16 protein-coding genes and 1 tRNA gene are annotated in these 25879 nt (G+C 64.0%); 3 read left to right on the top strand and 14 right to left on the bottom strand.

The window, feature by feature from the left end; all coding sequences use genetic code 11:
• Position 1: 1 nt before the first annotated feature.
• From bamA to lysS, 4 genes are read right to left on the bottom strand one after another with little or no spacing between them, the layout of a single operon-like run.
• Positions 2 to 2659: an outer membrane protein assembly factor BamA gene (bamA, locus tag NY78_RS03760; RefSeq protein ID WP_043631923.1), complete on the bottom strand. Its 2658-nt coding sequence runs from the start codon at positions 2657 to 2659 to the stop codon at positions 2 to 4.
• Positions 2631 to 3329, bottom strand: coding sequence for an ABC transporter ATP-binding protein (locus NY78_RS03755; protein WP_043631920.1), 699 nt, complete (start codon positions 3327 to 3329; stop codon positions 2631 to 2633). The genes bamA and NY78_RS03755 overlap by 29 nt, the downstream gene beginning before the upstream one ends.
• A complete protein-coding gene (locus NY78_RS03750; RefSeq protein WP_043631918.1) occupies positions 3322 to 4551 on the bottom strand; it encodes a lipoprotein-releasing ABC transporter permease subunit in 1230 nt (409 codons plus the stop codon). The genes NY78_RS03755 and NY78_RS03750 overlap by 8 nt, the downstream gene beginning before the upstream one ends.
• The gene (gene lysS / locus NY78_RS03745) at positions 4548 to 6137 is read right to left on the bottom strand and encodes a lysine--tRNA ligase (protein ID WP_043631915.1); all 1590 of its coding nucleotides are present in this window, start codon (positions 6135 to 6137) and stop codon (positions 4548 to 4550) included. The genes NY78_RS03750 and lysS overlap by 4 nt, the downstream gene beginning before the upstream one ends.
• Before the next feature lie 220 nt (positions 6138 to 6357).
• Between lysS and NY78_RS03740 the strand changes: the two genes are divergently transcribed.
• Positions 6358 to 6433 (top strand) — tRNA-Asn (locus tag NY78_RS03740).
• Positions 6434 to 6733: 300 nt separating this feature from the next.
• Positions 6734 to 7141 (top strand): MucR family transcriptional regulator, encoded by a 408-nt coding sequence (locus NY78_RS03735; RefSeq protein WP_043631912.1) that lies wholly within the window; start codon positions 6734 to 6736, stop codon positions 7139 to 7141.
• Between the two features lie 212 nt (positions 7142 to 7353).
• Here the strand turns inward: NY78_RS03735 and NY78_RS03730 are convergent, their stop codons facing one another.
• From NY78_RS03730 to NY78_RS03700, 7 genes are all read right to left on the bottom strand, one after another.
• Complete coding sequence (locus NY78_RS03730; RefSeq protein ID WP_043632308.1) at positions 7354 to 8463, bottom strand: hybrid sensor histidine kinase/response regulator; 1110 nt, start codon at positions 8461 to 8463, stop codon at positions 7354 to 7356.
• 22 nt (positions 8464 to 8485) lie between these two features.
• Complete coding sequence (locus NY78_RS03725; RefSeq protein ID WP_043631910.1) at positions 8486 to 9610, bottom strand: response regulator; 1125 nt, start codon at positions 9608 to 9610, stop codon at positions 8486 to 8488.
• A complete protein-coding gene (locus NY78_RS03720; RefSeq protein ID WP_043631907.1) occupies positions 9607 to 14208 on the bottom strand; it encodes a response regulator in 4602 nt (1533 codons plus the stop codon). The genes NY78_RS03725 and NY78_RS03720 overlap by 4 nt, the downstream gene beginning before the upstream one ends.
• Before the next feature lie 231 nt (positions 14209 to 14439).
• A complete protein-coding gene (locus tag NY78_RS03715; protein WP_156180861.1) occupies positions 14440 to 14790 on the bottom strand; it encodes a DUF5320 domain-containing protein in 351 nt (116 codons plus the stop codon).
• Between the two features lie 48 nt (positions 14791 to 14838).
• Positions 14839 to 15588, bottom strand: a complete 750-nt coding sequence (locus NY78_RS03710) for a DUF134 domain-containing protein (RefSeq protein ID WP_043631902.1) — start codon at positions 15586 to 15588, stop codon at positions 14839 to 14841.
• A gap of 287 nt (positions 15589 to 15875) precedes the next feature.
• Complete coding sequence (locus NY78_RS03705; RefSeq protein WP_043631899.1) at positions 15876 to 16244, bottom strand: DsrE family protein; 369 nt, start codon at positions 16242 to 16244, stop codon at positions 15876 to 15878.
• Between the two features lie 107 nt (positions 16245 to 16351).
• Complete coding sequence (locus NY78_RS03700; protein ID WP_047960017.1) at positions 16352 to 17134, bottom strand: hypothetical protein; 783 nt, start codon at positions 17132 to 17134, stop codon at positions 16352 to 16354.
• 154 nt (positions 17135 to 17288) lie between these two features.
• On the opposite strand from NY78_RS03700, the gene NY78_RS03695 reads away from it, so the two are divergent.
• On the top strand, positions 17289 to 18617 hold the full coding sequence (locus tag NY78_RS03695) for a sigma-54 interaction domain-containing protein (RefSeq protein ID WP_043631897.1): 1329 nt from the start codon (positions 17289 to 17291) through the stop codon (positions 18615 to 18617).
• 145 nt (positions 18618 to 18762) lie between these two features.
• Here the strand turns inward: NY78_RS03695 and NY78_RS03690 are convergent, their stop codons facing one another.
• The 3 genes from NY78_RS03690 to NY78_RS03680 are packed head-to-tail and all read right to left on the bottom strand — an operon-like array spanning position 18763 to position 25878.
• Positions 18763 to 19914 carry a polysaccharide deacetylase family protein gene (locus NY78_RS03690; RefSeq protein ID WP_043631894.1) on the bottom strand — a complete coding sequence of 384 codons (1152 nt, stop codon included), beginning with the start codon at positions 19912 to 19914 and terminating at the stop codon, positions 18763 to 18765.
• 16 nt (positions 19915 to 19930) lie between these two features.
• The gene (locus NY78_RS03685) at positions 19931 to 21013 is read right to left on the bottom strand and encodes a glycosyl hydrolase family 18 protein (protein WP_043631891.1); all 1083 of its coding nucleotides are present in this window, start codon (positions 21011 to 21013) and stop codon (positions 19931 to 19933) included.
• On the bottom strand, positions 21013 to 25878 hold the full coding sequence (locus tag NY78_RS03680) for a tetratricopeptide repeat protein (protein WP_043631889.1): 4866 nt from the start codon (positions 25876 to 25878) through the stop codon (positions 21013 to 21015). The genes NY78_RS03685 and NY78_RS03680 overlap by 1 nt, the downstream gene beginning before the upstream one ends.
• Position 25879: the final 1 nt, after the last annotated feature.

The raw sequence follows: 25879 nt of genomic DNA, 5'->3' as shown, positions 1-25879 counted from the left end.
GTTAGAAGGTCTGCCCCATGGAGAAACCGATCTGCGACGGCTGCATGTTATGCTTGGAAGCGTCGAGACCGTAACCGTATTCCACCCGGATAAGGCCCAGGGGCGAGTACCAGCGGACGCCAGCGCCCACGCCCTTGTACAGGTCGAAGTCGACGTCGGAGACATCCATCCAGGAATTACCGGCGTCAAAGAAGGCAACGCCGTACAGGCCGTTGGACTTGCTGATGGGGAAGATGGTTTCAAAGTTGGTGAAGAACTCGGCCTTGCCGCCGATACGCTCATGGGTCCAGGGGTCGCGGGGTGAAATCTTGTCGAGTTCATAGCCGCGGACGTTGTTGATGCCGCCGAGGTAGAAGCGCTCGTACACCGGAATGTCGCCGCCAAAGTTCGGGAACAGGGTTCCGGCCTGACCGCGCCAGTGGAAGACGCTGTCAAAGGGCAGGGGGTAGAAGATGTTCGAGGTGAACATGGGCTTGACGTAGGCGTCATCCCCGCCGACCACGCCGCCGGCGTATTCGAAGCCCAGGGTGTTCTTGGTGCCCTTGGTCGGTTTGGTGGCGCTGTCCACGGTGTCGCGGTCGATTTCGGCGTAGACCGAACTCGTCCAGTGCCAGCCCGCAGACTGGGTGATCACGCTCGAGGCATAGGGGTTGGTGTGATAGATGTGGTAGTGATCCAGGCGGTAATCCCAGGACAGAATCGTGTACTCGCCAAGCGGGTAGGCGAAGCGGGCCTTGGCGCCGGTCGTGGATTTCTTGAAGTCGTCGTAGGCCCGGTAGACCTGATAGATGTCCACGCCCGCGGACAGTTTGGAGTCGTAGACGTGCGGGTTGGTGAACGACAGGATGCCGCGGCTGGACTTGCCGCTGAACATGCCCTGGAACTTGGCGTGGTAGCCCTTGCCAAAGAGGTTCTTCTCTTCGACCGAACCGCCGAAGAACACGCTGTCTGAGGTCGAGTAGCCGGCGCCGAGGCTGATGGAGCCGGTGTTCTTGTCCTTGACCTTGACCTTGATGTCGACTTCGCCGGGGTTGTCGGTGGGCACGGTCTCGATGTCGAGCTTCTCGAAGTACTCAAGCTTGTCCAGACGCTCGTTGGAGCGGCGCAGCTTGGAGCCGGAGAACAAGTCGCCGTCGGCCAGCTTGACTTCGCGACGGATGACGTTGTCGCGGGTCTTGTCGTTGCCCTCGATGGTGACGCGGCGCACATAGACCTTGCGGCCCTTGGTGATGGTGTAGCCCACGTCGATGGTCTTGGTGTCGGGATGCTTTTGCATGTCGACGTCGGCCTCGGCAAAGGCGTAACCGTCGTCGGCATAGAGTTCGGCCAGGGAGTTCAAGTCGTCGCGAACCACCGACCGGTTGAAGTATTCGCCGGTAGCGGCCAATTCGTCGAGCTTGATCCGGTCCATCAATTTGGGCTGGTCGTAGAGCAGGTCGCCGGTAAAGGAGACGGTGCCGACCTTGTAGCGGTCGCCTTCCTCAACCCGGAAGATGACGGTGATGCCGTCGTCGCCGTAGATGACTTCGGGCTGGCCGACCTTGGCGTCAACAAAGCCGCGGTTGGCGTAGTAGGCTTCCAGGGCGGCGGCGTCGCGCTCGAGCATTTCTTCCTTGAGCACGCCCGTGCCGGTAACCCAGGACCAGAAGTGCCGGGTGGAAGTGGCCAGCTCGCCGCTCAGATCGCTTTCCGGGATCTGCTTGGCCCCTTCGATTTTGACTTCTTTGATATAGAGCTTTTTGGGCTCTTTGATGACGATGTTGAGGCGGGCGATGCGGGCATCGGTCTGCTCCAACTCGTAGGTGACTTCCGTTTTGTAGTAGCCTTTCTTGCTGTAGAGTTCGCGGATCTTGCCCAGATCGTCGGCCAGCACCTTGAGGTTTAAGACGCCGCCGGTCTTGGTGCTCATGGCTTCAAGGATGTCATCTTTCTTGACGTCGCCGTTGCCGATGACGCCGATGGCCTGAATGCGCGGTTTTTCCTTGACCACGAAGGTCAGGCGCTTGCCGCCGGGGACGTTGTCCAGGCGCACCTGGACATCGTCAAAGTACCCCATTTCGAAGAGTTTCTTGACGTCGTCGTTGACGGCCTTGGGATCATAGCTCTGGTTGACCTGGCTTTTGATCTTTAAAATGACCACTTCCTTGTCGAGGATCGAGTTGCCCTCGACATCGACTTCGACAATACGGTCGGAACCGCCGCCGGCAGCGGCCACGGCCACCAGGGGACGGATCTTGCCGGCCAGATCGGCGGCGGCGGCGTCGAGTCCCATGACGTTCGGGGCCGAGGCAAAAACGGCCTGGGCTTCGCCCCCGGCCACCTTGGCCACCCGGGCATCGAGGCTCAACCCTTCGCCAACCTTGGAAATACTGCCAAAAACGACATACTCGGCCCGGGCCGCCGAAGCGAGCTTGCGGGCGGCTGCGGCATTGGGCGCCGTTTTGCCGGGTTCGGCCTGGGCCGCGACCCCGGCGGCCTTGAGTTTGTCGGCCAGGATCTGGGGCAGGCTTCCCTGGACGGAATGCAAGGCGTCGGCCGCATTGATCTCAAAAGGCACTACCAGCACTTTGCCGGATTGGGCCAGGGCCTGTCCGGCGGCCATAACCAGGCACGCGACGAGCAACAGCCCTTTAAGACCGAATTTTTTCATTCCGCGCATAGAGTTCTCCACCCTGCAGCTCCAGTCTCCGGCCCATCAGAGCGGCCAGGTTATGGTTGTGTGTGACCACAACCAACGTCATGCCTAACTCGGCGTTGAGGTGGGCGAGCATTTCGCCGACCCGGGCGCCAGTGGCTTCGTCGAGATTACCGGTAGGTTCATCGGCCAAAAGGACAGACGGCCGCAATAGGACGGCACGGGCGATGGCCGCCCTCTGTCTCTCTCCCCCGGAAAGGGTTGTTACCCTGTGTTCGGCCCTTTCATCAAGTCCCACGAGCGACAAAGATGCCCTGGCCTGGGCAAAAGCTTGTTTTCTTTCGGTGCCGGCAATAAGGGCCGGCATGGCCACATTTTCCAGCGTCGTGAATTCGGGCAGCAGATGGTGGAATTGAAAAATGAATCCTATCTCATGGTTACGTATCGACGCCGCCTCTTTCACGGTCAATTTCGCCAGATCCCGGCCGGCAAAATGGATGGTTCCCGAGGTCGGTTGGTCAAGGGCGCCCAAAAGATGGAGCAGGGAAGATTTTCCCGAACCCGAGGCCCCCAGGATGGCCAGGGAGTCGCCCGGGGCGATGGTGAAGTCCAGGCCCGTCAGCACGGTCACTTCCTCGGCCGGCCCCTGGTAGACCTTGCGGACCTTGTTGAGCTCGTAGAGGGCCTCACTCATGGCGAAGGGCCTCCACAGGCTTGAGCCCCGCCGCCTGCCGGGCCGGATACAGGGTGGCCAGAAAGCACAGGGTCAACGAGGTCAGGCCGATCACCACCAGATCGGGCCAGTCGAGCTTCACGGGCAGATGGTCCATGGGATAGACGTCCCCGGGAATCTTGATGAACTGGTATTTTTCCAGGGCCAGGGCCACTCCGAGCCCCAGGGCGAAGCCCAGCGCCGTGCCCACCAGGCCGATGATCGCCCCCTGGAGCATGAAAATGGTGCGGATCGCCGCCGGCGTCGCCCCCATGGACATGAGGATGGCGATGTCGCGGGTTTTCTCCATGACCAGCATGACCAGGGTGGTGATGATGGAAAAGGACCCAACCACCACGATCATGACCAAGATCACGAACATGGCCGTCTTTTCCAGGTGCAGGGCCTTGAACAGATTGCCGTTCATGTCGATCCAGGTGCGCACGAACAGCGGCGGCCCGCCAAGGGCCGTGCGGACCATCGGCGCCAGGCGGTCCACGGCGTCGACGTCGACGGCCTTGAGCTCCAGGCCGGAGACGATGTCGCGCTTGAAACCGAGCAGTTCCTGGGCGGCCGGGATGGAGACATAGGCCAGGGTGGAGTCGTACTCGTACATGCCGGACTTGAACATCCCGCGCAAGCTGAAGGTCTTGACCTTGGGCGAGAACCCGGCGGCGCTCTCCTTGCCGGCCGGGGACATGAGGTTGACCGTGTCGCCCACGGCCAGCCCCAGGCGATCGGCCAGCTCGCGCCCGACGATGATGCCCGGGAACAGCCCCGGAGCGCTCAGATCGTCCAGGCTGCCGGCAATCATCTCCCGAGGCAGGGCCAGCACCCGTCCGGCCGAAGCCGCATCCACGCCGCGAAGGACCACTCCCTTGACCCCGCGCGGACTGGACAGCATGACCTCGGTATAGACGAAGGGCGTGGCTCCGGCCACGCCGGGCACCGCTTCGGCCTTTTCCATGAGCCCGCGGTAATCGTGCATGGCCCCGCCGGCCACCGCCGCCACCATGTGGGCGTTGATGCCGAGGATCTTGTCCCGAAGCTCGGTGGAAAACCCGTGCATGACGCCAACCACCACGATCAGCGAAGCCACCCCGAGCCCCACCCCGAGGATGGAAATCAGGGAGATGACCGAGATGAATGCCTGCTTCTGGCGGGCCGTGAGGTAGCGTCTGGCAATGAAAAGTTCGAAACTCATGAACCCGGCTGGCCTTCAGGCCGCAGCAACGGAAACAGGATCACTTCGCGGATCGAGGCCTGGTCGGTCAAAAGCATGACCAGCCGATCGATGCCGATGCCCTCGCCGGCCGCCGGAGGCATGCCGTATTCGAGCGCCCGAACGTAGTCCTCGTCCATGCGGTGGGCCTCGTCGTCGCCGGCTTCCTTTTCGCGGACCTGATCCTCGAACCGTTGGCGCTGGTCCACGGGGTCGTTTAATTCGGAAAAGGCATTGGCCATTTCCCGGCCGGCGATAAAGAGCTCAAACCGGTCGGTGATCTCGGGGTTGTCGGCGTTGCGGCGCGAGAGCGGCGAGATTTCCGTGGGATAGTGGTAGATGAAATGGGGCTGGATGAGCTTGGGCTCGACAAAGATGTCGAAGAGCTTGGCCTGCACCTTGCCGAGCTTTTCGCCCTTGAGCACCTTCTCGCCGTTTTTTTCCACCAGGGCCTTGGCTGCTTCAAAATCGGCAATGACGGCCGGGTCGATGCCGCCAATCTTCTCGATGGACTCGTGGAAGGTCAGTCTGGCCCAGCCCGGGGCGAGATTGATGGGGTTGCCCTGGTATTCCACCGTGTCCGAGCCGGTTACAGACTTGGCCAGACGCGAAAAAAGGCGCTCGGTCAGGTCCATGAGGTCGGTATAGCGGGCGTAGGCCCAGTAAAACTCGCACATGGTGAATTCGGGATTGTGCCGGGTGGACACGCCTTCGTTGCGAAATTGGCGTCCGACCTCGTAGACCTTCTCAAAGCCGCCCACGAGCAGGCGCTTCAAATACAGCTCCGGAGCGATGCGCATGAAAAGGGGCATGTCCAGGGCGTTGTGATGCGTGACAAACGGCCGGGCCGTGGCCCCGCCGGGAATGGCCTGCATCATGGGGGTTTCCACCTCCATGAAGCCGGAGTCGTCGAGGAAGGCGCGCAGTTCCCGGATGATGGTGGTGCGGGCCTTGAAAATCTCCACCGCGCGCGGGGTGACGATCAGGTCCACGTAGCGCTGGCGGTAGCGGGTCTCCACGTCTTTTAGGCCGTGGTACTTCTCCGGCAGCGGGCGCATGGACTTGGTGACCAGACGCACGGCGTCGGCATGGAGCGTCAGCTCGCCGGTCTTGGTGCGGAAAAGCCGCCCGGACACGCCCACGATGTCGCCGATGTCGAACTTTTTAAAGACCGTGTAGGCTTCCTGGCCCAGGCTCTCGCGCTCGGCAAAGACCTGGATGCGGCCCGAGGAATCCTGGATGGTGAAAAAGGCCACCTTGCCAAAGGAGCGCAGGGACACGATGCGTCCGGCCAGCCGGAAGGTCCGGTCCAGGGCGGCCAGGGCCGCCTCGTCCAGAGGCTCGTGAACAGTCGCCACGGGACCGATGTCGTCGCCTTTTTCAAAGTCGTTGGGATAGAGAGGGACCCCGTCGTCAAGGAGCTGGACGGCCTTGGCGATGCGGTTCTTAAAGACTTCGTTGAGCTCGTCACGGGCGTCCAGGCTTTCGAGCAGAGGACGGAAATCCTCCACCCGCTTGGACTTGACCGCGAGCTTGTATTCTTTCTTACGTGGCGCGTCGCTGCCCACGGCGATTCTCCGTTGCTGCAAATCGGTTGTGCCCCCCGGAACGGCCGGGCAAGCGCATTTGCCTACGAGAAATACCGTGTGGCGTCAAGAATGGCGAGGGAAAGCTTTTCCCCGTCCCGGACGGCGAGCACGGGGCGGCCGAGAGAAATCTTCGCCACCCGCAAAAAACACTCTTGACGGGTCCGCGGGATAGGGATAAATGCCTACCTCGCCTTGCTGATCCCCGGTAGCTCAATTGGCAGAGCGGGTGACTGTTAATCACTAGGTTGGCGGTTCGAGTCCGTCCCGGGGAGCCAGATAATTCAGGGAGCCAGACAAACGTCTGGCTCCTTTTTTTGTTGCCGGGTGTTTCGGCTTTGTCCCGGCCCCGCTCCCCCCGCTTGGCGGCCGGTCTTTCGGGAACGCCTCGCGGCCATACAAGAGGCGAAAAGCGGCGAAGCCAGTCTGTGACGCTTCACTGCATGTGCCTGTCCCGGTTCATTCCATGGCTGGCCAGGCAATATCCCGCATCCTTGATCCAGGACAATACTGGTTGATTTCTACCACAACAGTATTATATCTAGATTTGATTAACCGAAATAACAAACGAGGACCCAATGGAAGATTATCTGCAAAGTGCCCTGGAGATTGTGAAGGCGCAGGCCAGTGCACGACCGATGACCGAAACCGAAATCGTAAGCATGGTCAAATCGTTGGCTGACGGTATCGCCGCTATAGGCAGCGGACAGGCGACGCTCAGTGACGCTGCGGATGCAGCCCCGGCCATGGACCCCAAGAAGGCCATCAAGGAAAGCTCCGTCACCTGTCTGGAGTGCGGCAAAGCCTTCAAAGTCATCACGGCCAAGCATCTGGCCCATCACGACCTGACCCCTGATGCCTACAAAAGCAAGTACGGCTACAAAAAGACCCAGGCTCTTGCCGCCAAGTCCCTGGTGCGTACCCGGCGCGCCAAGATGAAAGACATGAAATTATGGGAACGGCGCGTCAAAAAGACTGCTGAATAAATTGGACCCGGCCGACGTGGACCGCCCGCCGCGTCGGTCGGGGTCTTTTCCCTCCGGCAGGCCTTCGTTCGCGATACCTCCTTGGCAACCGGTGCTACCGTTGCGTCGGTCGGGGTCTTTTCCCTCCGGCCCGCCCCTTTCCCCCGCTTTCCCTGGACACGCCCGGTTCCCGTTGCGGCCCGAGGCTCGCCCCTTGCCGGACAGCCCGAAGCTCACGGGCAGGGCAGGCGCAACACCAGGGTCGTCTGGCCGGGCGTCGAAGCGTCCAGCATCAGGTCGCCTTGCATGGTGCGGGCCATGAGCCGGGCCGAATAGGTGCCAAGGCCCGTGCCGCCGGCCTTGCCGAAGGTGGCGTATTTGTCGAAAAACCGCTCCCGAAATTCCCGGGCTGTTTCCCCCCCGTTCGTGATGCGCAGCTCGCAGCCGCCGTCGCCCGCGCCTTGGACGGAAAATGTCACCTGCTCCCCAGGCGGGGAATGCTCGATGGCGTTTTTGATAAGATTGGACAGCATGCAATAGCACAGCAGATCCTCGCCGATGACCGCAAAGGCCGTATCCTCGGCAACGGACGCGCCGGACAGGAAAAAGGCCAGGGACACCTTCCGAGCCGCCCGCAGCGCGGCAAACTCCGCCGTCACCTTGCGCGCCACCCGGAAAATATCCACCGCCGAAGGCGACAGCTCATAGCGCCCCTGCTCCATTTTCAGCAGATCCAGCGACAGGTTGATCATACTGAGCATCTTGTAACCGGATTGTTCAATGATATCGAGATAGTCGCGCTGTTCCGCGGTCAGGTTGTCGGCGGCGAGCATGAGCTGGGGCAGGGAAATAATGGCATTGAGCGGCCCTTTGAGGTCATGATGGGTGATGTACTCCACGTCCTCGCGCAGTCTGGCCGCTTCGGCCAGGGTCTGGTTCTGCCGCTCCAGGCGTTCCATGGCGGCCTTGAGGGCCAGATGGGTGGTCACCCGGGCCTTGACCTCCAAGGTATCGAAGGGCTTGGTGATATAGTCCACGGCCCCCAAGGCAAAGCCCGTGACCTTGTCTTGAATCTCGGTCAGGGCGGTGAGAAAGATGATCGGAATGGTCCGGGTGGCCGGGTCGGCTTTGAGCCGGCGGCAAACCTCATAGCCGTCCATGCCCGGCATGAGGATGTCGAGCAGCACCAGATCCGGCCGCTGGTTCTTTAAAATCTCCAGGGCAGACGGGCCGTCCAGGGCCACGGCAATGTCGTAGTTGTCGCCAAGCGTTCCCACCAGCGTATCGAGGTCGGTCTCGACGTCGTCGACAATCAGAATAGTCTGCTTGGCGTTTCGTACCATATCAATCACCATTTGGTTACACTCAGGCCACATAGGGGTTCTCCAACGCCTGTCGTTCGTCGTCGTGATCGGCAAAATCCAGGGCGATCTGCCGCATGGCCTCCTGGACGGTCATGAAGGCGTCCACCATGTCGGGATCGAAATGGGTCCCCCGCCCTTCCAGAATAATGGCGACGGCCTGGGCATGCGTGAAGGGTTTTTTATACACTCGCCGGCTGATCAGGGCATCGTAGACGTCGGCAAGGGCCATGAGACGCCCGGAAATGGGGATGGCCTCGCCGGCAAGCCCCTGGGGATAGCCGGAGCCGTCATAGCGCTCCTGGTGGGTGTAGGCGATTTCCTCGGCCAATTCCAGGAAGGAATTGGGACCGAGCTTTAGCGAGGCCGCCTGGATGGCTTCGCGGCCGTAGATCGGATGGCGGCGCATGACCGTCAATTCCGCCTCGGTGAGCTGCCCGGGTTTGAGCAAAATATCGTCGCGCACCCCCACCTTGCCGATGTCGTGCAGCGGGGCCGACTTGTACAAAAGCGTAATGGTCTCGTCGGTCAGAAAGCGGCAAAACCGGGGATGGTCGCGCAACGTGGCGGCCAGAAGGCGCATATAGTTTTTCGTGCGTTTGATATGCCCGCCGGTTTCCGGGTCGCGGTATTCGGCCAGACCGGCCATGGCCTCGATGATGGCCTCCTGGGTCACGGCCAGTTCCCGGGTGCGCTCAAGCACCTTGCTCTCCAAAATCTCGTTTTGCCGGGCCAGTTCACGGCGGGCCTGGGTCAGGGCCAGATGGGTGCGGACCCGGGCCTGGACTTCCAAGGGCTCGAAGGGCTTGGTCACGTAGTCCACGGCCCCGGAGGCAAAGCCGCGGGCCTTGTCGGCCACGTCGGTCATGGCCGTTAAAAAGATCACCGGGATGTCGGCAGTGGCCGGATCGGCGGCCAGCCGCCGGCAGACCTCGTAGCCGTCCATGCCCGGCATCATGATGTCGAGCAGGATGAGGTCGGGACGCTGGGCGGCAGCCAGTTCCAGGGCCGACGGACCATCCATGGCCACGGCCACGTCATAGGCGTCGCCCAGGGTTTCGACCAGGATATCGATGTTGGTTTCCAGGTCGTCGACGACAAGGACCAAGGCGTCGTCCAGGGCGCTCATGACGGCTCTCCCCCTTCCCCGGCCAACAGCCCGGCAACGATTTCCTGGGCCTGGGCGAACTTGTAGCCGGCAATGAGCCGGGCCGCCTCGGACAGTCGCTCACGGACCGGGGCCGTGCAGGCCATGGCCGTCAGCTGGGCCATGACGCTGGCGCAGGGCTTGGGTTTGCGCGCCGTCAGATGCGGCATGAGGGAACGCAGGGCGGGATACAATTCCGGCGGGCAGGCGGACGGACCGCTTTCCTGGCCACCGGTCCGAGCCTCCGCTCCCGAGGACGGCCTGTCCGGGCCAAACGCCTCCGGTCCAGAGGCATCCGGCCCAGCCTGTCCGGCCGCCGCCTCAGGCGCACCATCGCCCGGGGCCGGAGCCAGACCGGCGACCACGGCCACAAAGGCCTCAAGGGCCGTCTCGAAGGCTGGCAGGCACAGGGCTGTTTCCTGCCCATCCGTGTCGCGCAGGGCCTTTTCCAGGGCTGCCGCGGCCTGTTCCAGGGCGGTTGCGCCGACGTTGCCGGCCGCGCCCTTGACCGAATGGGCGGCAATCTCGGCCGTTCGAAAATCGTCAACGCCAAGCGCCGCCCGGATGCTGGCAGGCACGGCCGGAAAGTCCCGGCCCATCTTCAGAAGCAGTTTGCGGTACAGGGCCGTATTGCCGCTCACCCGGGAGAGGCCGCCCGCCACATCCAGGCCGGGCAGGCCGTCGGCCAGGGCGGCGGCAGCGGCCGCATCCGCCGCCCCGGCCACCCGACGGATCGGGCTGCGGGGAATCAGCGACGCCACCGTCTCCAGCAACTCCTCGGGATCAATGGGCTTGGCCAGAAACTCGTTCATGCCCACAGCCCGGCATTTGTCGCGGTCCTGTTGCATGGCGTTGGCGGTCATGGCCACAATGGGAAGCCCGGCCAACCCGGGGAGCTTGCGAATGGCGATGGTGGCGGCCAGACCGTCCATGACCGGCATCTGCATGTCCATAAGGACCAGGGCGTAGGGCGCGCGCTGCACCATGGCCAGGGCGATCTCGCCATTGGCCGCCACGTCAACGGCGTAGCCGGCATCCGTGAGCAGTTCCAGAGCCACCTGCTGGTTGATCTCGTTGTCTTCGACCACCAGCAGCCGCTCCCCGTTGCCGGCCGGCACAGGCCCGGTCATGGAACGGTCGGCCTGGGCCGCAGCGTCAACCTCCTCACGAAAAGCCCCGAGCACCCGCATGACCGTGTCAAAGAGCAGGGAGTTGGTCACGGGTTTGAGCAACACGTCTTCGATGCCGGCGCCCTCGGCCGCCCGGATCACCTCTTCGCGGCCATAGGCCGTGACCATGATCAGACGGGGCAGCGGCGACAGGGGCAGGGCATTGATCTTCATGGCCGTCTCGATGCCGTCCATGTCCGGCATCTGCCAGTCGAGAAAGACCACGTCAAAAGGCTCCCCCTGGGCCTGCCGGTCCGTGACGGCCGCAAGGGCCTCCTGGCCGCCCGGGACGGCTTCCACGGCAAAACTCATGGAGGCCAGCATCTCGGTGAGGACCGTGCGGGCGCTGTCATTGTCGTCCACAACCAGCATGTGCCGGCCGCGCAGGTCCGGATCGGGCAGAAGGACCCGCCGGCGTTTGTTGCTTTTGCCCAGGCGGACCGTAAACCAGAAGGTCGAGCCCTCCCCCGGGGCCGAGCGCACCCCTACCGCGCCGTTCATGAGGGTGGCCAGCCGCTGGGAAATGGCCAGCCCCAGGCCCGTGCCGCCGTATTTGCGGGTGGTGGAGGTGTCGGCCTGGGAAAAGCTCTGAAACAACCGCTCAATCTGTTCCTGGCTAAGCCCGATGCCGGTGTCCCGGACTTCAAAGCTGAGTTCGGCCTCGGACACGTCCTCGCTGGTCAGGCGCACCCGGATGTCGATCTCGCCTGTCTCGGTGAATTTGACGGCGTTATTGGCGAAATTGATCAAAATCTGGCCCAGGCGCAACGGATCGCCCACGAGAATCTGGGGCACATCGGCCGCCACGTCGAAAATGAGTTCCAGGCCCTTGGCTTCGGCCTTTTCCCGGATGAGGGTGGCCACGTTCTCGAGCACTGTCGCCAGATCGAAATCGACGGTTTCGATGCTGAGCTTGCCGGCCTCGATCTTGGAGAAATCGAGGATGTCGTTGATGATGCCGAGCAGATGCTGGCTGGAAAGGCGGATTTTGGTCAGGTAGTCGCGCTGGCGGGGGGTCAGGTCGGTCTTCATGGCCAGATGGGACATGCCGACGATAGCATTCATGGGCGTTCGGATTTCATGGCTCATGTTGGCCAGGAAATCGGATTTGAGCAGGGTGGCTTCCACGGCAGCCTCTTTGGCCGCGGCCAAAGCCCGTTCGGTTTCCTTTTGCTCGCTTATGTCCACGAAGGTGCCGACCAGTCCGCCGGGGCTGCCGTCGGAGCGGCGAAACCCGGCCACATAATAGAGCGTCTCGTGCATCTCGCCGTCGGCAAAGGGGATGCGCATCCCCTTTCGCACCGAACCGGCCGTGGCGATCATGGCCTCGTCCTCGCGCTGGTAGGCTATGCGGTCGGCCTCGGGCAGATACTTGAGATCGAGCACCCGCTTGCCCACAAGCTCTTCGCGGTGCACGGCAAAGGTCTCTTCATAGGCCCGGTTGAAGCCGAGAAACCGGGTATCCGCCCCTTTGTAGAAAACCGGATTGGGAATGGTGTCGAGGAGCACCTTCTGAAAAGCCAGCTGGTCGGCCAGGGCCTTCTGGGCGGCCAGACGTTCGGTGACGTCCAGGGCCAGGGTCAGGGCCAGGGCCAACTCGGCGCAGGCCTTGTCGATATAGCGCTCCTCCTCCTCGGAAGGGCCGCGCAGCAGCCCGATTTCCAGAGCGCCCACGCAGGCCTGCCCTTCGCCCAGGGGCAGGATGCGGATTTCGGTCAGCCGGACCGTGCCCCCGGCCAAGGCCGCCACTGCCGTCTCGGGCAGCTGGCGCAAAATCATGGGCCGTCCCGAAGCCACGACGTCGGCCACCAAGGGGTGCTCCGACGACAGCGTATCGTTGGACTGCCAGTTGCCGCCAAACCGGGCCAGCACCTGGGGGTTGGTCCCATACCGGCCGACATGGACCGCGCCGTAAGGGGCCGACAGAAAGCGGACCAGTTCGTCCAGGCCCTTCCGGGCCAAAAGCTCGGGAGAGAACTCATTGACCAGGGACTCGGCAAAGGCTTTCAGCCCATCCCCGAGCCGCAGCTGGGACTTCAGCCGGGCCAGGAGCTGTTTGTATTCGCTGACGTCCTCTTGGAGGCCGACATAGCCCAACAGCCGGCCGGCGGCGTCGGCCACCGGCGAAATGGCCACCCGGGCATAGTACGTCGAACCGTCCTTGCGCCGGTTGATGAATTCGCCACTCCAGGGCTGTCCGGTGGCAAGGGTGCGGCGCATCGCGTCATAGGTCTCAGGCGGCGTGCGTCCGCTGGCCAGGATATTGGGATTTCGCCCCCTGGCCTCGGCCAGGGCGTAGCCGGTGGTGCGCTCGAACTGCGGATTGACCCACTCGATGGCCATGGCCGCATCGGTGATGACCACCGCCAGCGGACTGACCTCCAGGGCCACCCCCAGGGTCCGGAAACGGGCGGCGGCCCGGACGCGACGCCGCCGCCCCACGGCCACGGCCCAATACAGCAGCGCCGCCAACAGCCCGGCCAGTCCGGCCAGAGCGGCCGTCAGCGCCCGTTCAGAGGCGGGAAACCACAGGGCTGTGTCCTCTATGACCACCAGGGTCCAATCCCCGGCCGGATCATCCCAATCAAGACTGGCGGTCGCCAGCGACCGTTGCCTGCCGTCGTCGTCGACCGTGCCATTCGTGGCGGCAAAGGGCAGCTCGACGGGCCGGACAGTGTCGAAGACCCGGCCGAAGCGGCGCTGCAGCCGGACGGTCTCCAGGCGCTGTTCGGTGATCGGCGGGGCCATGGCGTAGAGCCAGTCGCGGTTGGTTGTGGCAAAGACCACGCCGCCGGGGCTCAGCAGCACGGCTTGGCGGCCGGACCCGGCCAGCATCCCGTCGAGGAAATCCGCCGACAGCTTGGTGACCACCACGCCAAGAACCGCCGAAGAGCGCAGCGGCCCGGCATGGACCGGGGCGGCGTAGTACAGGCCACGCTCAAGGGTCTGGCTGCCCACGGCGGCGTAGACATTGGCCTTGCCGGCCATGGCCAGCCTGAAATAGGGACGAAAGGCGACGTTTAAGCCAACCGAGGAGGAAGTGTCTGTATCGTGGATACGGATTTCGCCGTCAGCGCTGATGAGATAGGTGCCGCTGGCTTCAAACTGCCGCCGCAGCGGTTCCAGGACGTTGTGGATTTCGCTTTGGTCGTTTTCCGACAGTCTGTTGCCCGTCACGGCCAGCTTGATCGTGGGTTGAATCAGGCCAAGCAGGATAGTTGCGCCCATAACCCGGCTTTCAATCGTCTCGGCCAACAGTTCCCGTTGGAGCTTGATGCCCGCTTCGACCAATGCAGCCCGGCGTTTTTCAAATGTCCATGATTTGGCAATTCCCGTTGCCGCAGCGGCGCAGGCCAGGGCAAACGCCAGGCAGGTGGACAGGGCGATGGTACGGCGCAGAAATGGCGTCATCAATGGCCTCGCGGGAATGAATGTACTGCGATCGCTATCGTTGCCGTGATTATCCCGATGCGTCAATTCCCAATCTGCTCCTTACGCTGCCTGACACCCGATAGAAACAGCGAAAACATGCGCCAACCATTTTAAAAGTCCTGCCCGGCAGGCGAACACGACAAAAAAGAAAGGAACCTGCCAACCGCAGATTCCCTTCTTCATTCCCCGGGGCAACAGACTGGTGCTGTCCTAGTGCGCCTGGGAGTCTCCATCCAGACTGGCCAAGCGGCCGTTGACCGCATCGAGAGCGGCGCGCAAGGCCTCGGCCCGACGGGTTAGCGTGTCCCGATCGTCGCTGCACCGGCCCCGCGGATGCCGGCCGGGCCCAAAACCCTCGGCCTGACCGGCTCTGCCGGCCAGCTCGCCCTGGCCGCCCCGGCCGAAACCGCGCCGACGCCCGCCAAAGCCCGGGCCGCCGCAGCCTCGTCCGGCCATCTCCGACCCGCCGGCCGTCCAACGGGCCGGCCCGCCGCAACGTCCCAATCCGCGTCCTGCGCCGCTCCCCTGGCCCTGCGGCCCTGTTCCGTCATGTCGTGGCATTCTTTTTCTCCTGTATCGATGGCCTGTTATATGTATTCTTCGGGCCTTTTAGACCTGGGCGACGCCGCAGGCCGGGCAGATTTCGCCGGCCGGCGCCGCCGCGCCGCAGGCCGGGCACAGGCTGTCCGTACCCAGGGCCATTGGAGCCGTCGCCGTCGGCTGGCCGGCCGGAATGATGCTTTCCTGGTTTCCCTGGCCGCCCTGGTTTCCCTGGCGCAGAGCGCCTTGCACCGGACCGCCGTTCTGGCTGCGCCCGCGCCCCTGGCCCAGACCCGCCCCAGCGCCGTTGCATTGGCCCCGACCTTGGCCCTTGCCGCTCTGTCCCTGCCCCAGGCCCTGCCCCTGTCCCTGTCCTCGCCCCTGTCGGCCGCCCTGGCCCTGGCCACTGCCCCGACCGCATTGTCCTTGTCCTTTCATGGCCTGATCCTCCTGCGCCCCGCCTGTCGGGGAAACCCCGTCATCCAGGGGGCGCATGTCCGTATTGGCTGTTGCCGCCGGCCCGCCGCCGGCCAATTGATAATTGCCGCCCTCAATACGAAGAGCCAATCCGCCGACCAAGGCCCGGGCCACCGTCTGTCTGGCCTCGGTCAGCACCCGGCCGAAGGTGTGGCGCGACACCGCCATATGCGCCGCCGCTGCTTCGGTCGAAAGCCCCTCAAGATCGGCCAGCCGCAGGGCCTCAAGCCCTTCCACGGTCAAAACGATCTCCTCGACGCCGCGAAGCGGCCTTCCCTGCGGCTTGAAATAGGCTGCGGCAGGAACCCCGGCCACCCGGCGCAATCGGCGCTGTCTCGGCATGCTCGACTCCTTCGTAATGCTCATATGAGCAAAATAGGTCGCCCTGTCCCAGGGTCAAGAGGCCGGGCCTCTTATTTTGCTCATATGAGCAAAATAGGTCTCCAAAAGCAAAGAGCCGGCCCAGGGCCGGCTCCGCAACAAGGCAGGTCTGCTGTTCCCGACGGTCCGACCGTCGGCCAGGTTTGTGGGGCGCTTACAAAAAACTTTTCCGGTATTTTTCGAACAAACACTATAAATTCAAAGCTTTGCCGCACGGAAAAGCCTCGCGGCCAAGGCCAGACACACCACTAAAAGGACAGCGACGTCACCCCGTCCTGGATCAGCACGTCCATGGCCGTCCCGCCCGTGCCCAGCACCCACAGCGGATCAAGGTCGTCAGCCGTCACGCCCCGGGCGTGGCAACACGGCGTACAGGCCAGAAACGGCAGCCCCTTGGCGTTCTCGCGCAGCCAGCCGGCATGATCGGCCAGGGAGTCGCCAGTCACCGCCCGTACCCGGTCGGCAATCTCCGGCTTGGCCAGATAGACCGCATCATCCACGAGCAGGATGCCGGCCAGCGCCCCCCGCTCGGCCGCCAGCTTGGCAAACTGAAAGGCCCGGGTGGCCTTGGATTGCTCGTCCGGACCGCAAGACACCAGGAAAAACACCTTCTGCATGGCCATGCTCCTTCTGCGTTCACGTGGCCGGCCGCAGCCGGCCGACAGCGGGCCATACGCCCAAACCGTCCACAACACCCGCCCGGGACTGCCCCGGGCAGTGCCCATCAACCGTCCGTCTTCCCGTCATCCTGCGCCCCGCCGCCCAGATGGGTCAGAAAGGCCGTAAAATTGCCCGTGTACTCAAAGGAACCGACGTGGGTGAACACACTGTGCACGTCTGCAAAGATCTCGCCGCCAATGTCGGTCCAGCGTTTGCAAAAGGCATAATCCTCAGGCAGATACTCGCGCCGCTCGGTGTCGATGCCGGTATCGAAAAAGGCCACGTTGTTGATGTTGTCGTCGTTGGTGTGGGAATAGTCATAGGCCAGTTCCGGATAGGCCTCGGCCATGCGCACCAATACCTCGCGCTTGATCATCATAAAGCCCGTGGCCCCGTATTCCACCGGCAACAGGCCGGTCACCGGCTCGGGCCGGCCCCCGGGCTTGAGCTTGACCGCGTAGTGCATGGCCGCCGCCGCCGCCACCCGGGACAAAGCCTTGCGATCCACCATGCGCAACTTGTCGATGTCGAGATACTTGACCGGATAGATGCCGCAGACCACATCCTTGTCGGCCTCCAGGTATTTGAGCGGCAATTCCGGCGTAAATCCGATGTCGGCGTCAATAAAAAGCAGATGCGTGTATTCTTTGAGGCGCAAGAACTCGTTGGCAATCAGATTGCGCGCTCTGGGAATAAGACTCTCCTGGGCAGGGGTCAGCATCCCGGTCTTGATGCCCTGGCGCTCCAGAAACCCGACGCACGAGACCAGCGCCCGCATATAATGCACCGTCACCTGCCCGCTGTAGGCCGGTGTTCCAATCATCAGCATGGGCGTATTCTCAGCCATGCGCACCCTCCCCTGGCAACCCCTCCCGGGCTGCCCGATTCCCCCTCTATCAAACCCGCCCGGTGAAAAGTCAATTGGTTCCCGCGCCTTGGACACCGACGACGGCCTCGGTTACAAGAACATCCCACCCCGGCCCAAAGGCGGTACTTCGACTATGGCCCTCCCCCGCGATATCCCCTGCGAATCCATCATGGAATCCCTGGCCGACGGCGTATTCACTGTCGACACCGATTTCACCATCACCTTTTTCAATCGCGCCGCCGGCGCCATCGCCGGCCTCGCCCCGGACAAGGCCCTGGGCCGCAAATGCTGGGAGGTCTTCCACTCAAGCCTGTGTGACGGAGGCTGCGCGCTCGGCCACTGCATCGCCAAGGACACCACGCTCCAAAACCAGTCCATCTTCATCGTGCGGCCCGACGGAACCAAGGTTCCCGTCAGCATCAGCGCCGCCCCGCTGCGCGACGGTTCCGGCCGCATCGTCGGCGGCGTCGAAACCTTCCGCGACATCTCGGACATCAGCCGGCTGCGCAAAGAACTCGAAGGCGTGTGCACCCTCGAAGACATCGTCACCAAAAACAAAACCCTGGCCCGCTCCCTGGAACTGTTGCCGCGCATCGCCGAATCCGGCTCCACCGTGCTGCTCCTTGGCGAATCCGGCACCGGCAAGGAACTCTTCGCCCGGGCCATCCACACCTTAAGCCCGGCCGCCCAAGGCCCGTTTATCGCCGTCAATTGCGGGGCCATCCCCGGCGAACTCCTGGAATCGGAACTTTTCGGCCACAAGCGCGGCGCGTTTACCGACGCGAAAACCGATCGCAAAGGGCGCTTCGCCCTGGCTCAAAACGGCACGCTCTTCCTTGATGAAGTCGGCGAACTGCCCCTGGCGCTGCAAGTCAAACTCCTGCGCGTCCTCCAGGAACACACCTTCGAACCGCTCGGCTCCGACGCCTCCAGCACCACCAACGCCCGCATTGTCGCCGCCACCAACCGCGATCTCGAAACCATGGCCGAAACCGGCGCGTTTCGCCGCGACCTGTTCTATCGCCTGAGCGTCGCCCGCATCGCCCTGCCCCCCCTGCGCGAACGGCCCGAAGACATCCCGCTCCTGACCGCCACCTTCATCGAACGCCAAAACCTGCTGACCCAAAAAGCCGTCACCGGCCTGTCCGACAACGCCATGCGGCTGCTCGTGCGCCACAGCTTCCCCGGCAACGTCCGCGAACTGCAAAACATCCTGGAATACGCCTTCATCCTCTGCCCGGCCGGCCGCATCACCCCCGAACACCTGCCCGATTACCTGCTGCCCAAATCCCGCAGTCCCGAAACCCCGCCAGCCATGCCAACCACCATGCGCGCCGCCAAATACCAGGCCGCCAAAGCCGCCCTGGCCCGGCACGACGGCAAAACCATGGCCGCCTGCCGCGAACTCGACGTCACCAAAGACACCCTGCGCCGCATTCTGGCCATAGGGCCAGGGGAGTAAAGGGAGAGCCAGACCCCATTCACTCACGCACGCACACCACTCCACCCGCTTACCACCCCCCATTGCAGGGGTCCGGGGGGATCATCCCCCCGGCCGCCGGAGGCCTCTTCGTCTTTGCCTCCCCTTTTCCCCTACGTCCTCCGCCCTACTTCCCTGCCTGGGGCAGGTAGTACTTCCCGTCGCGCAGTTGCGCCGTCTTGCGCACGAATTCGCCGAGGCTGCCGAGCGTCACGTAGGCGATGTCTTTGTCCTTGGCGAGCAGCGGCAGCAGTGCTTTCCATTGTTCGTTGGTGAATTCGTCGGGGCCGTGGGAATAGAGGCAGCAGACGCCTCCGACTTCTTTGAGTTTGTTGAGGAAGGCGGTGACTTTGGCGGCGAATTCCGGGGTTGAGGGATCGATGCCGAAGGCGTCGCGGGGTTTGACGGCGTAGATCTGATAGAGATTGTAGCCGCCGGGGGAGCCGAGGGCGGCGTTGCCGGCGGTGCCGACGCGGCCGCAGGTGAAGCCGAGGTCACGGGCGACTTGGCGGGAATCGGCGTCGGTGACGAGGAACGGGTAGACCATGGATTTGGCGGCATAGTTGGGGATACCGGCAGCGATGTCGGCCTGGGCGGTTTCCATTTCGTAACGGGCGTTGGCCGGGACGTTGACGAACAACGGCGCGAAGCCGTTTTTGTAAAAGATATCGGTCTTGTTGCGTTCCTGGAGGAACCGGGAGTGGATATTGGCGCAGTAGGGATCGCCGAGTTCGGCCACGATGCCGCGCACGTTGTTTAAGGCTTCAACGAGGAGTTTGAGGCTGGCGTAGCGGCCGTTTTCGGACAGGTCGAATTCGGCCAGGGGTTTGGAATTGTCGTCGACGATGATGCGCAGAGTGGCGTTTTGCTCGTCCACGGCGGCATAGGCGGATTTGGCGGCGGTGCTGAAGTAGCGCAGTTTGATGACGCTGCCCGGGGCCACGGCCACGTGGTCGCGGGTATGGTTGGCTATTTCGTGGCCTTTGGCGACGAATGCGGCCATGCGGGCGTAATCGTCAGGGGTGGTCTTGGCGGTATTGAGGGCCAGGGTGGCTTTCATGCCGAAGGCGTCGCAGTCGGTGGCGAGTTGCGCCCAGAGATCAAAATTCACCAGGTCGTCGATGATGATATTGACGTAGGCGCGGGGGCCTGATCCGGGCAGCGGAACGCCGCGCGTGGCCGGGGAGAGACCCTGGGCCGGGGCGAAACGGGCGGTGGCGGCGAGGAGCAGGCAGACGATGAGGATACCGCCGGCAACGGCGGGATAACGTCGGGACACGAACAGGCCTCCGGGGTCAATGTTTGTGGGTGGCCAGCCAGTCAAACAGGGCCGGGGCATTGCCCCCCAGCCGCCAGACGGCCAGACGGGTGAAGCCGGCAGTCCGGGCGGCCTGCCAGAGCGTCTCAAAGGTGGCGGCGTCGGCGTGCCAGACCTCATGGTCTTTGCCGGCTGCGTCGCGGTAGCGGGAAACGAGGTAGCCATCGAGGGCGGAGCGCGTGGACTGGGCGCTTTTTTGGGCCACCAGGGCGGCGGCCTCGACTTCGGTGAGCTGTTTGGCGGCCTTGCCCTCGGTCCAGTCGAAGCCGCCGGTGGCCAGGGCCAGGGCGGTATCGCCGAGCAGCCCGATGGCGCGCAGGGAATTGGCCTGCTCGGTCAGAAAGGCCGGGGTGGCTTTGGGACCAGGGCCGGAGTGGGAGCCGAAGAGATTGTAGCCCATGAGCACGTAGGCCGGCCCAATGGGCAGGGGAGCTGTCAAGTAGCGGCGCTGGGGCTGGAGCACAATCGACACGGCCAGCCTCTGGGGCGAGGCGGCGGCGTATAGTTCGGCGATGAAGAGGGAAAAATCCGGCCAGGTCGGGGCGGCCACGTTTTCGTAGTCGATTTCAATGCCGGCGAAATGGTGGCGTTTGGCGAGGCGGATCAGTTCGTCGATGTGGGCGGCCCGGGATTGGGGCGTGGCCAGGAGGCGGCGCACCAGTTCCGGATCTTTGAGCTTGTTGCCCTTGCCGGTCGGGGTGGCGATGTCGTTGACCACGGTGAGATAGGCGGGCGTGGGGCCAAAGACGGATGTGACGTCGTTGCCCAGGGCGGCAGTCCAGGCCGGCGACAGGGCGGCATGGTCGCTCTGGTCGAAATAGGCGGCAAAAATACGCACGGAATCAAAGAGTTGCGGATGGGCGCGCCATTCGGCCAAGCCGCTGGCCAGATCCCAATCGGCGATCCAGGCGGTGATGCGGTCGTTTGGTCCCAGGCTGGCGGCGGGTGCGGCGGTCTGGGCCGAGCCCTGCTTCGCCGGAGGCACGCAGGCCCACAGCAGACACAGGGCCAAAAGGGCCAGCGCCAGGGGAAACCCCTGGCGCGCAGCCCGTTTATCCATCAGAAGGTGTAGGTTATTCCGGCCCATGCTTCATTGAGGTTATAGTCTGGCGTACTGAAGTAGGAGTACTTCAGTGACAGCTTTAACCTGTCGCGCATAGTTATGTCCATGCCCGCGTTGGCCCGCCAGACTTCCCGCCAGCTGTTGTTGCGGTCGCTCGAGGTGCCGTAGCCCAGGCTGCCGTTGATGTTGAACCAGCGGGTGGGCGAGTAGCCAAACGATCCGTAGGCCAGATGGGTGGCCAGACTCTGGGGCGCCCAGTACTGGATGGGGTTGCGGTCGCTGTTGGCAAACTGGAAGGCGTAGCCCAGCGAGAACAGGGGGAACTCGGTCAACCGGCGCAGCAGGCGGCCGTCGATGGAGGCGGTGTTGTTGCCGTCGGTGCGCGAGATGCCGTGGACGTTGACGAACAGGTCCCAGAAATCCAGGACGCGGTTGTGGGTAAAAAGGCTCACCCGGTTGGCCATGATCTGGTCGGATATGGCTTCCACGGTGTCGATGCGTTCGTGGGCCACCTGGAGATCCCAGGTGCCGTCGATCTTGACGCCCTTGGGGGCAAGCGGACCGTGCAAAGTGGCCTGCCCGTTGGCCCAGGGGCCGGGGCCGCCGGTGGTGGTGGTCAGCTGGCCCTGCACTTCCAACCAGTATTCGGGATGGAAGAACCAGCGGCCGCCCACGGTCAGGTCCTGGCCGTCCAGGGTCTGGCTGTAGCGCGAGTTGGCGATGTTGTAGAGGTCCCCGGCCGAGACGGTTCCGTTCTGGGCCGCGTTGGCAAAGGCCTTGAGGATCTGGCCCCGGCGTTGGAAGCTCTCGATGGACCACTCCACCCCGCCGACCTTGGCAAAGACGGTGAAGTCTTCGCGGATATGGACGTTGCCGCCCAGGCCATACCAGTAGTAGCGCCGGTTGTCGCTGTCCCACCAGGTGGTGGCGATGGCTTCGGCCTTGGGACGCACCCGCAGTTCGGCCCGGTAGAGCTGGTCGGCGGCGCGCAGCGAATCCGGGGCCAGGGCCACGGCCTTGCGGGCCAGGTCCATGGCCACGGGATCGTCGTAGCCGTAGTAGGCGTTGACCGCCTGATTATAGGTCAGATCAGCCGGATTGACTTTGAGTTCGCCGGCTTCCTCGAAGTAGTTCCCGGCCTGTCCGACCTGCTCGTGCCAGGAATAGACCTTGGCCAGTTCCAGGGACACCTGATGCATGGGGTCGGCCTGATTGAGCCAGGTCTCCAGGCCGGCTGCGTCCATGGCCGGGGACACGGCCTTGGAGGCGACCTGCTTGGGACTCGACACCGGGGTCCAGAAGCCTTCGGGCGACAGCTCGAAAGCCATGGGGAAGGCGTCGGCCACCACCTTGTCGTAGGGGGCGACGTCAGCGGTCAGCAGTTCGTTGGGGGAGGCCCCGCCGGGGTAGAAGAAGACCGGCCGGGTCTTGCCGAGGATTTCACCGGTGGGATCAAGGGCCTTGAGCCGGGCCGCTAGCCGGGCCTGGGCGTCTCCCCCGCCGGCAACGCCGGGATCGGCTCCGGCGGCGTACCACAGGCTGGTCTTCTGGCCGTCGCCAACCGGGACGTTTGGCGGATTGTGGTCGGTGAGCGCCAGGGACCAGCGGCCGGTGCCGACGAGGCGGGCCACCTGCCCGGCGTCGGGCAGATACGGGGTCCCGGGAGTCAGGGATTCGCCGCCAACGATGAGCACGGCCTTGCCGCCGACAGCAGCGAGCTTTGCGTCGATTTTATCGAGCACGGCGGCGTCGGTGCGGTCGATCAACAAAATGACCGAGGGGGCCGTGTCCGTGGCTTTCTGCTTGAGGGCGGCCTCGCCCACCGGCCGGGCGGCCAGATCGTCGATGCTCAAGAACCGGCCGTTTCGGGCGGCCACGGCCTGGATATGGTCGGCGAGCTGGGACAGGCGGACCTTGCCGGCCGCCTCGGTGTCGCGCACATCGGCGTAATACAGGCTCAGCACCCCGGCCCCAGGGCCGAAGTCGCGCAGCTTTTCCAGGGTCGGATAGGCCGGACGGAAGGAGTGGTCGGCCGCAGCGGCAATGGCAAACTTGAGGCTGGCTGCGGCGTCGTCCGGGGCGACCTCGCGCAGGGTCTTGGCCACCTTGTAGGCGTCCTCGGCCTTGCCCGTCAGCTGGTAGACGCTTAGCAACCCGCGAAGCGACGAAAGGTGGCGGGGGTTTTTGGCCAAAAGCGCTTCGAACTGCTCCTTGGCCTCCGGGAACTTCTCCTGATCCAGGAGCACCCGGCCAAGCATGTTCTGCATGGTGAGCGAATCCGGATCAAGGGCCAGGGACCGGCGCACATAGCCTTCGCAGGCGGCCAGCTCCTTGGTGAACTCCGACGCTTCGGCGGCAAACCGCAGGAGTTCCTTGTCCGCAGGATGGCGGACCAGTCCGATTTCGGCCCGGCGCACCACTTCGGAGTAGTTGCCAAGGCCCATGAGCGCCTCGCACAACACCGAACCCAGGGCCGGATCGGCCGAGGCGGCATAGGCGGCGGACAGGGCGTCCACGGTTGCGGCAAACTTGTTTTGGCGAATAAGCGCCCGGCCAAGGCCGGAGAGGTAGTCCAGGGAGCCGGGATTTTCAGCCAGAAGCTTGCGATAAAGCGTCTCGGCCCCGGCCGGATCGCCCAGTTCCAGGCGCACCACCGCGGCGGTGCCAAAAACGGCCCGCTCCTGCTTGGCCACCCGGGCCTCGTACCACGAGGCATACTGCCGGGCTTCGGCGAAACGGTTTTCGGCCGCAAGCAGCGTGATGACGCGCATCCGCATGAGTTCGTCGCCCGGGGCCAGAGCCAGACAACGCTGGAAATGGGTCAGGGCCTTGGTCATGTCGCCGTCGAGGAAGGCAAACTCGCCCAGGGCATAATCCCGGTCAAAGGGCGAAGCGCCCTGGATGGCCTGGGCCAAAAGGGCCTCGGCCTCGGCCGTATTGCCTTGGCGTTTCTTGACCAGGGCCAGATAGAGCCGGGCCTGATTCTGGGCCGGATCGGCGGCAATGGCGGCGGTGAGGAAGGTGGCGGCTTCGCTTAAGCGCCCCACCCGCCACAGCACCTTGCCGGCTTCGGCCTGGACTGCGGCCAGGGATTTGGCCGGGATGCCCGCAGCCCAGGCCGGCGGGGTCAGGAAGAAAAAGCCGTCCACGATCTGCTGATCGGCCAAGGTGCGGGCAATGCGCAGATAGAGTTCGCGGGCCAGGGCCGGGGTGAGCGCCCCTTTGACCAGCCGGCCGTCGGCATTAAACCCGGTCACGCCCATCTGGCCAAGGCCGGTTGCGCCCAGGGCGGCGAGGCTTCGCAACTTGTCCAGCGCCAGGGGAGCCTGCCCGTTTTGCAGGCCGGCCATGGCGGCCAGCAGGTCGACATAGGGTCCGGCCGGCGCACCGGCCACCACCTTGCCAACCAGATCCCAGCGATTCTGGGCGGCCAGACTCCAGGCCAGGCCAAGGGGCGTGACTTCCGGGGCCTGGGCCTTGAGCAGGGCCAGGGCTTCGCCGGTCTTGCCCTGTTCGATCAACAGCGGCACCACCCGGGCAACCAGGGGATCGTCGTTGCCAAGGCCGTCGCTTAAGGCTTCCTTCCAAAAGACAAGGGCGGTGTCGTAGCGATGGGCCGCCCACATGCGCCAGCCGATGTCGCGCATGATGGCCGGTTTGACGTCCATACCGGCCACCAGCGCGCGCACGTCGGCGATGACCTTGGCCGAGTCGGCGGACTGGCCCAGGCGGGCCACCATGACGTTGGCCAACTCGATCAACTGGTCGCGGAAGGGCCTGCGGTTTTTGATGCGGGTCAGGGCAGCCGCGGCATCGGCGTAGGCCCCGTTATGCCAGGCCACAAGGCCCCTGCCGAAATTGACGCCGTCCTGGTCGGCCTCGTCGGCCAGACTGCTCTCGAATTTGGCGGCTGCCTGGCCCTGGCCCGAAGCCGTCAGCGCCAGAATGTACTGGCCCTGGAGCACCGGGTTTTTGGGATCGAACTGAAGGCTCTTTTCCAGGAAGTCGGCGGCCTGCTTATAGTCTTTGGCCGCCAGCCGGGCATCGGCGATCCAGCCGGCCCAGCGGCCGACGTCCGGGGCGTTTCTCCAGTCTTTTTCCCACAAATCGGCGGCCGACGCGAACTTGCCCTGGTTGTAGAGCACCCAGCCCAGCTCGCCGCCAACGGCCACCTTGTCGTAGCCGTTCTGGCCCGAGGCCGTGAGGAGTTGTTGGGCCAGTTCCAGGCGTTTTTCCGCCAGCATGTCCTGGCCGGCGTAGAATTGCAGGGCGGCCAGCACGTTCTTGCGGGCCGCAGCCGCCTGGGCCGTGGCCAGTTCCGTCATGACGGCGGGATCGCCGGCGGCATAGCCGGCAGCCAGCCGGGCCGTGGTCCGGCCTTCGGCCGAGGCCGGGGTCCAGGCGGACAGGAAGCGTTTGAGATCGGACTTCGAGGCCGGTTTGCCCAGGAGATCCAGGGTCAGGGCGGCGGCAGTGTCCTCGCTTATGCCCGAGACGTAGCGGCTAAAGGCCGGGTCCTTGCCGCCGGCCTTCTCATCCAGGCGCAGCAGGGCGGCCAGGGCCAGGATGTTGGTTTCGGCATTTTCGGGTTCGACTTTAAGGGCCACGGCCAGGGTTTCCATGGCCCCGGCGTAATCCTTGGCCCGCAGTTGCAGCGTGGCCTTCTGGTTCCACAGCGGCGGATAGGCCGGGTCCTGGGCCAGAGCCTGGGAGACCAGTTCCATGGCCTGCTCGAGCTGTCCCCGGGCGGCGGCCTGTTGGGACTGGCGCAAAAGCGTCACCACCGAGGCCTCGGCGGCGAAGCCGGTTGCCGGCGCAGCCAAGGTCAGCGCCAGAGTCAGAAGAATGCCTTTGAGTACCATG

This window comes from Desulfovibrio sp. TomC (assembly GCF_000801335.2).
Taxonomy (GTDB): Bacteria; Desulfobacterota; Desulfovibrionia; order Desulfovibrionales; family Desulfovibrionaceae; genus Solidesulfovibrio.
The sequence above is the reverse complement of the archived record's forward strand: the minus strand, read 5'-3'. Positions and strand labels throughout refer to the sequence as shown.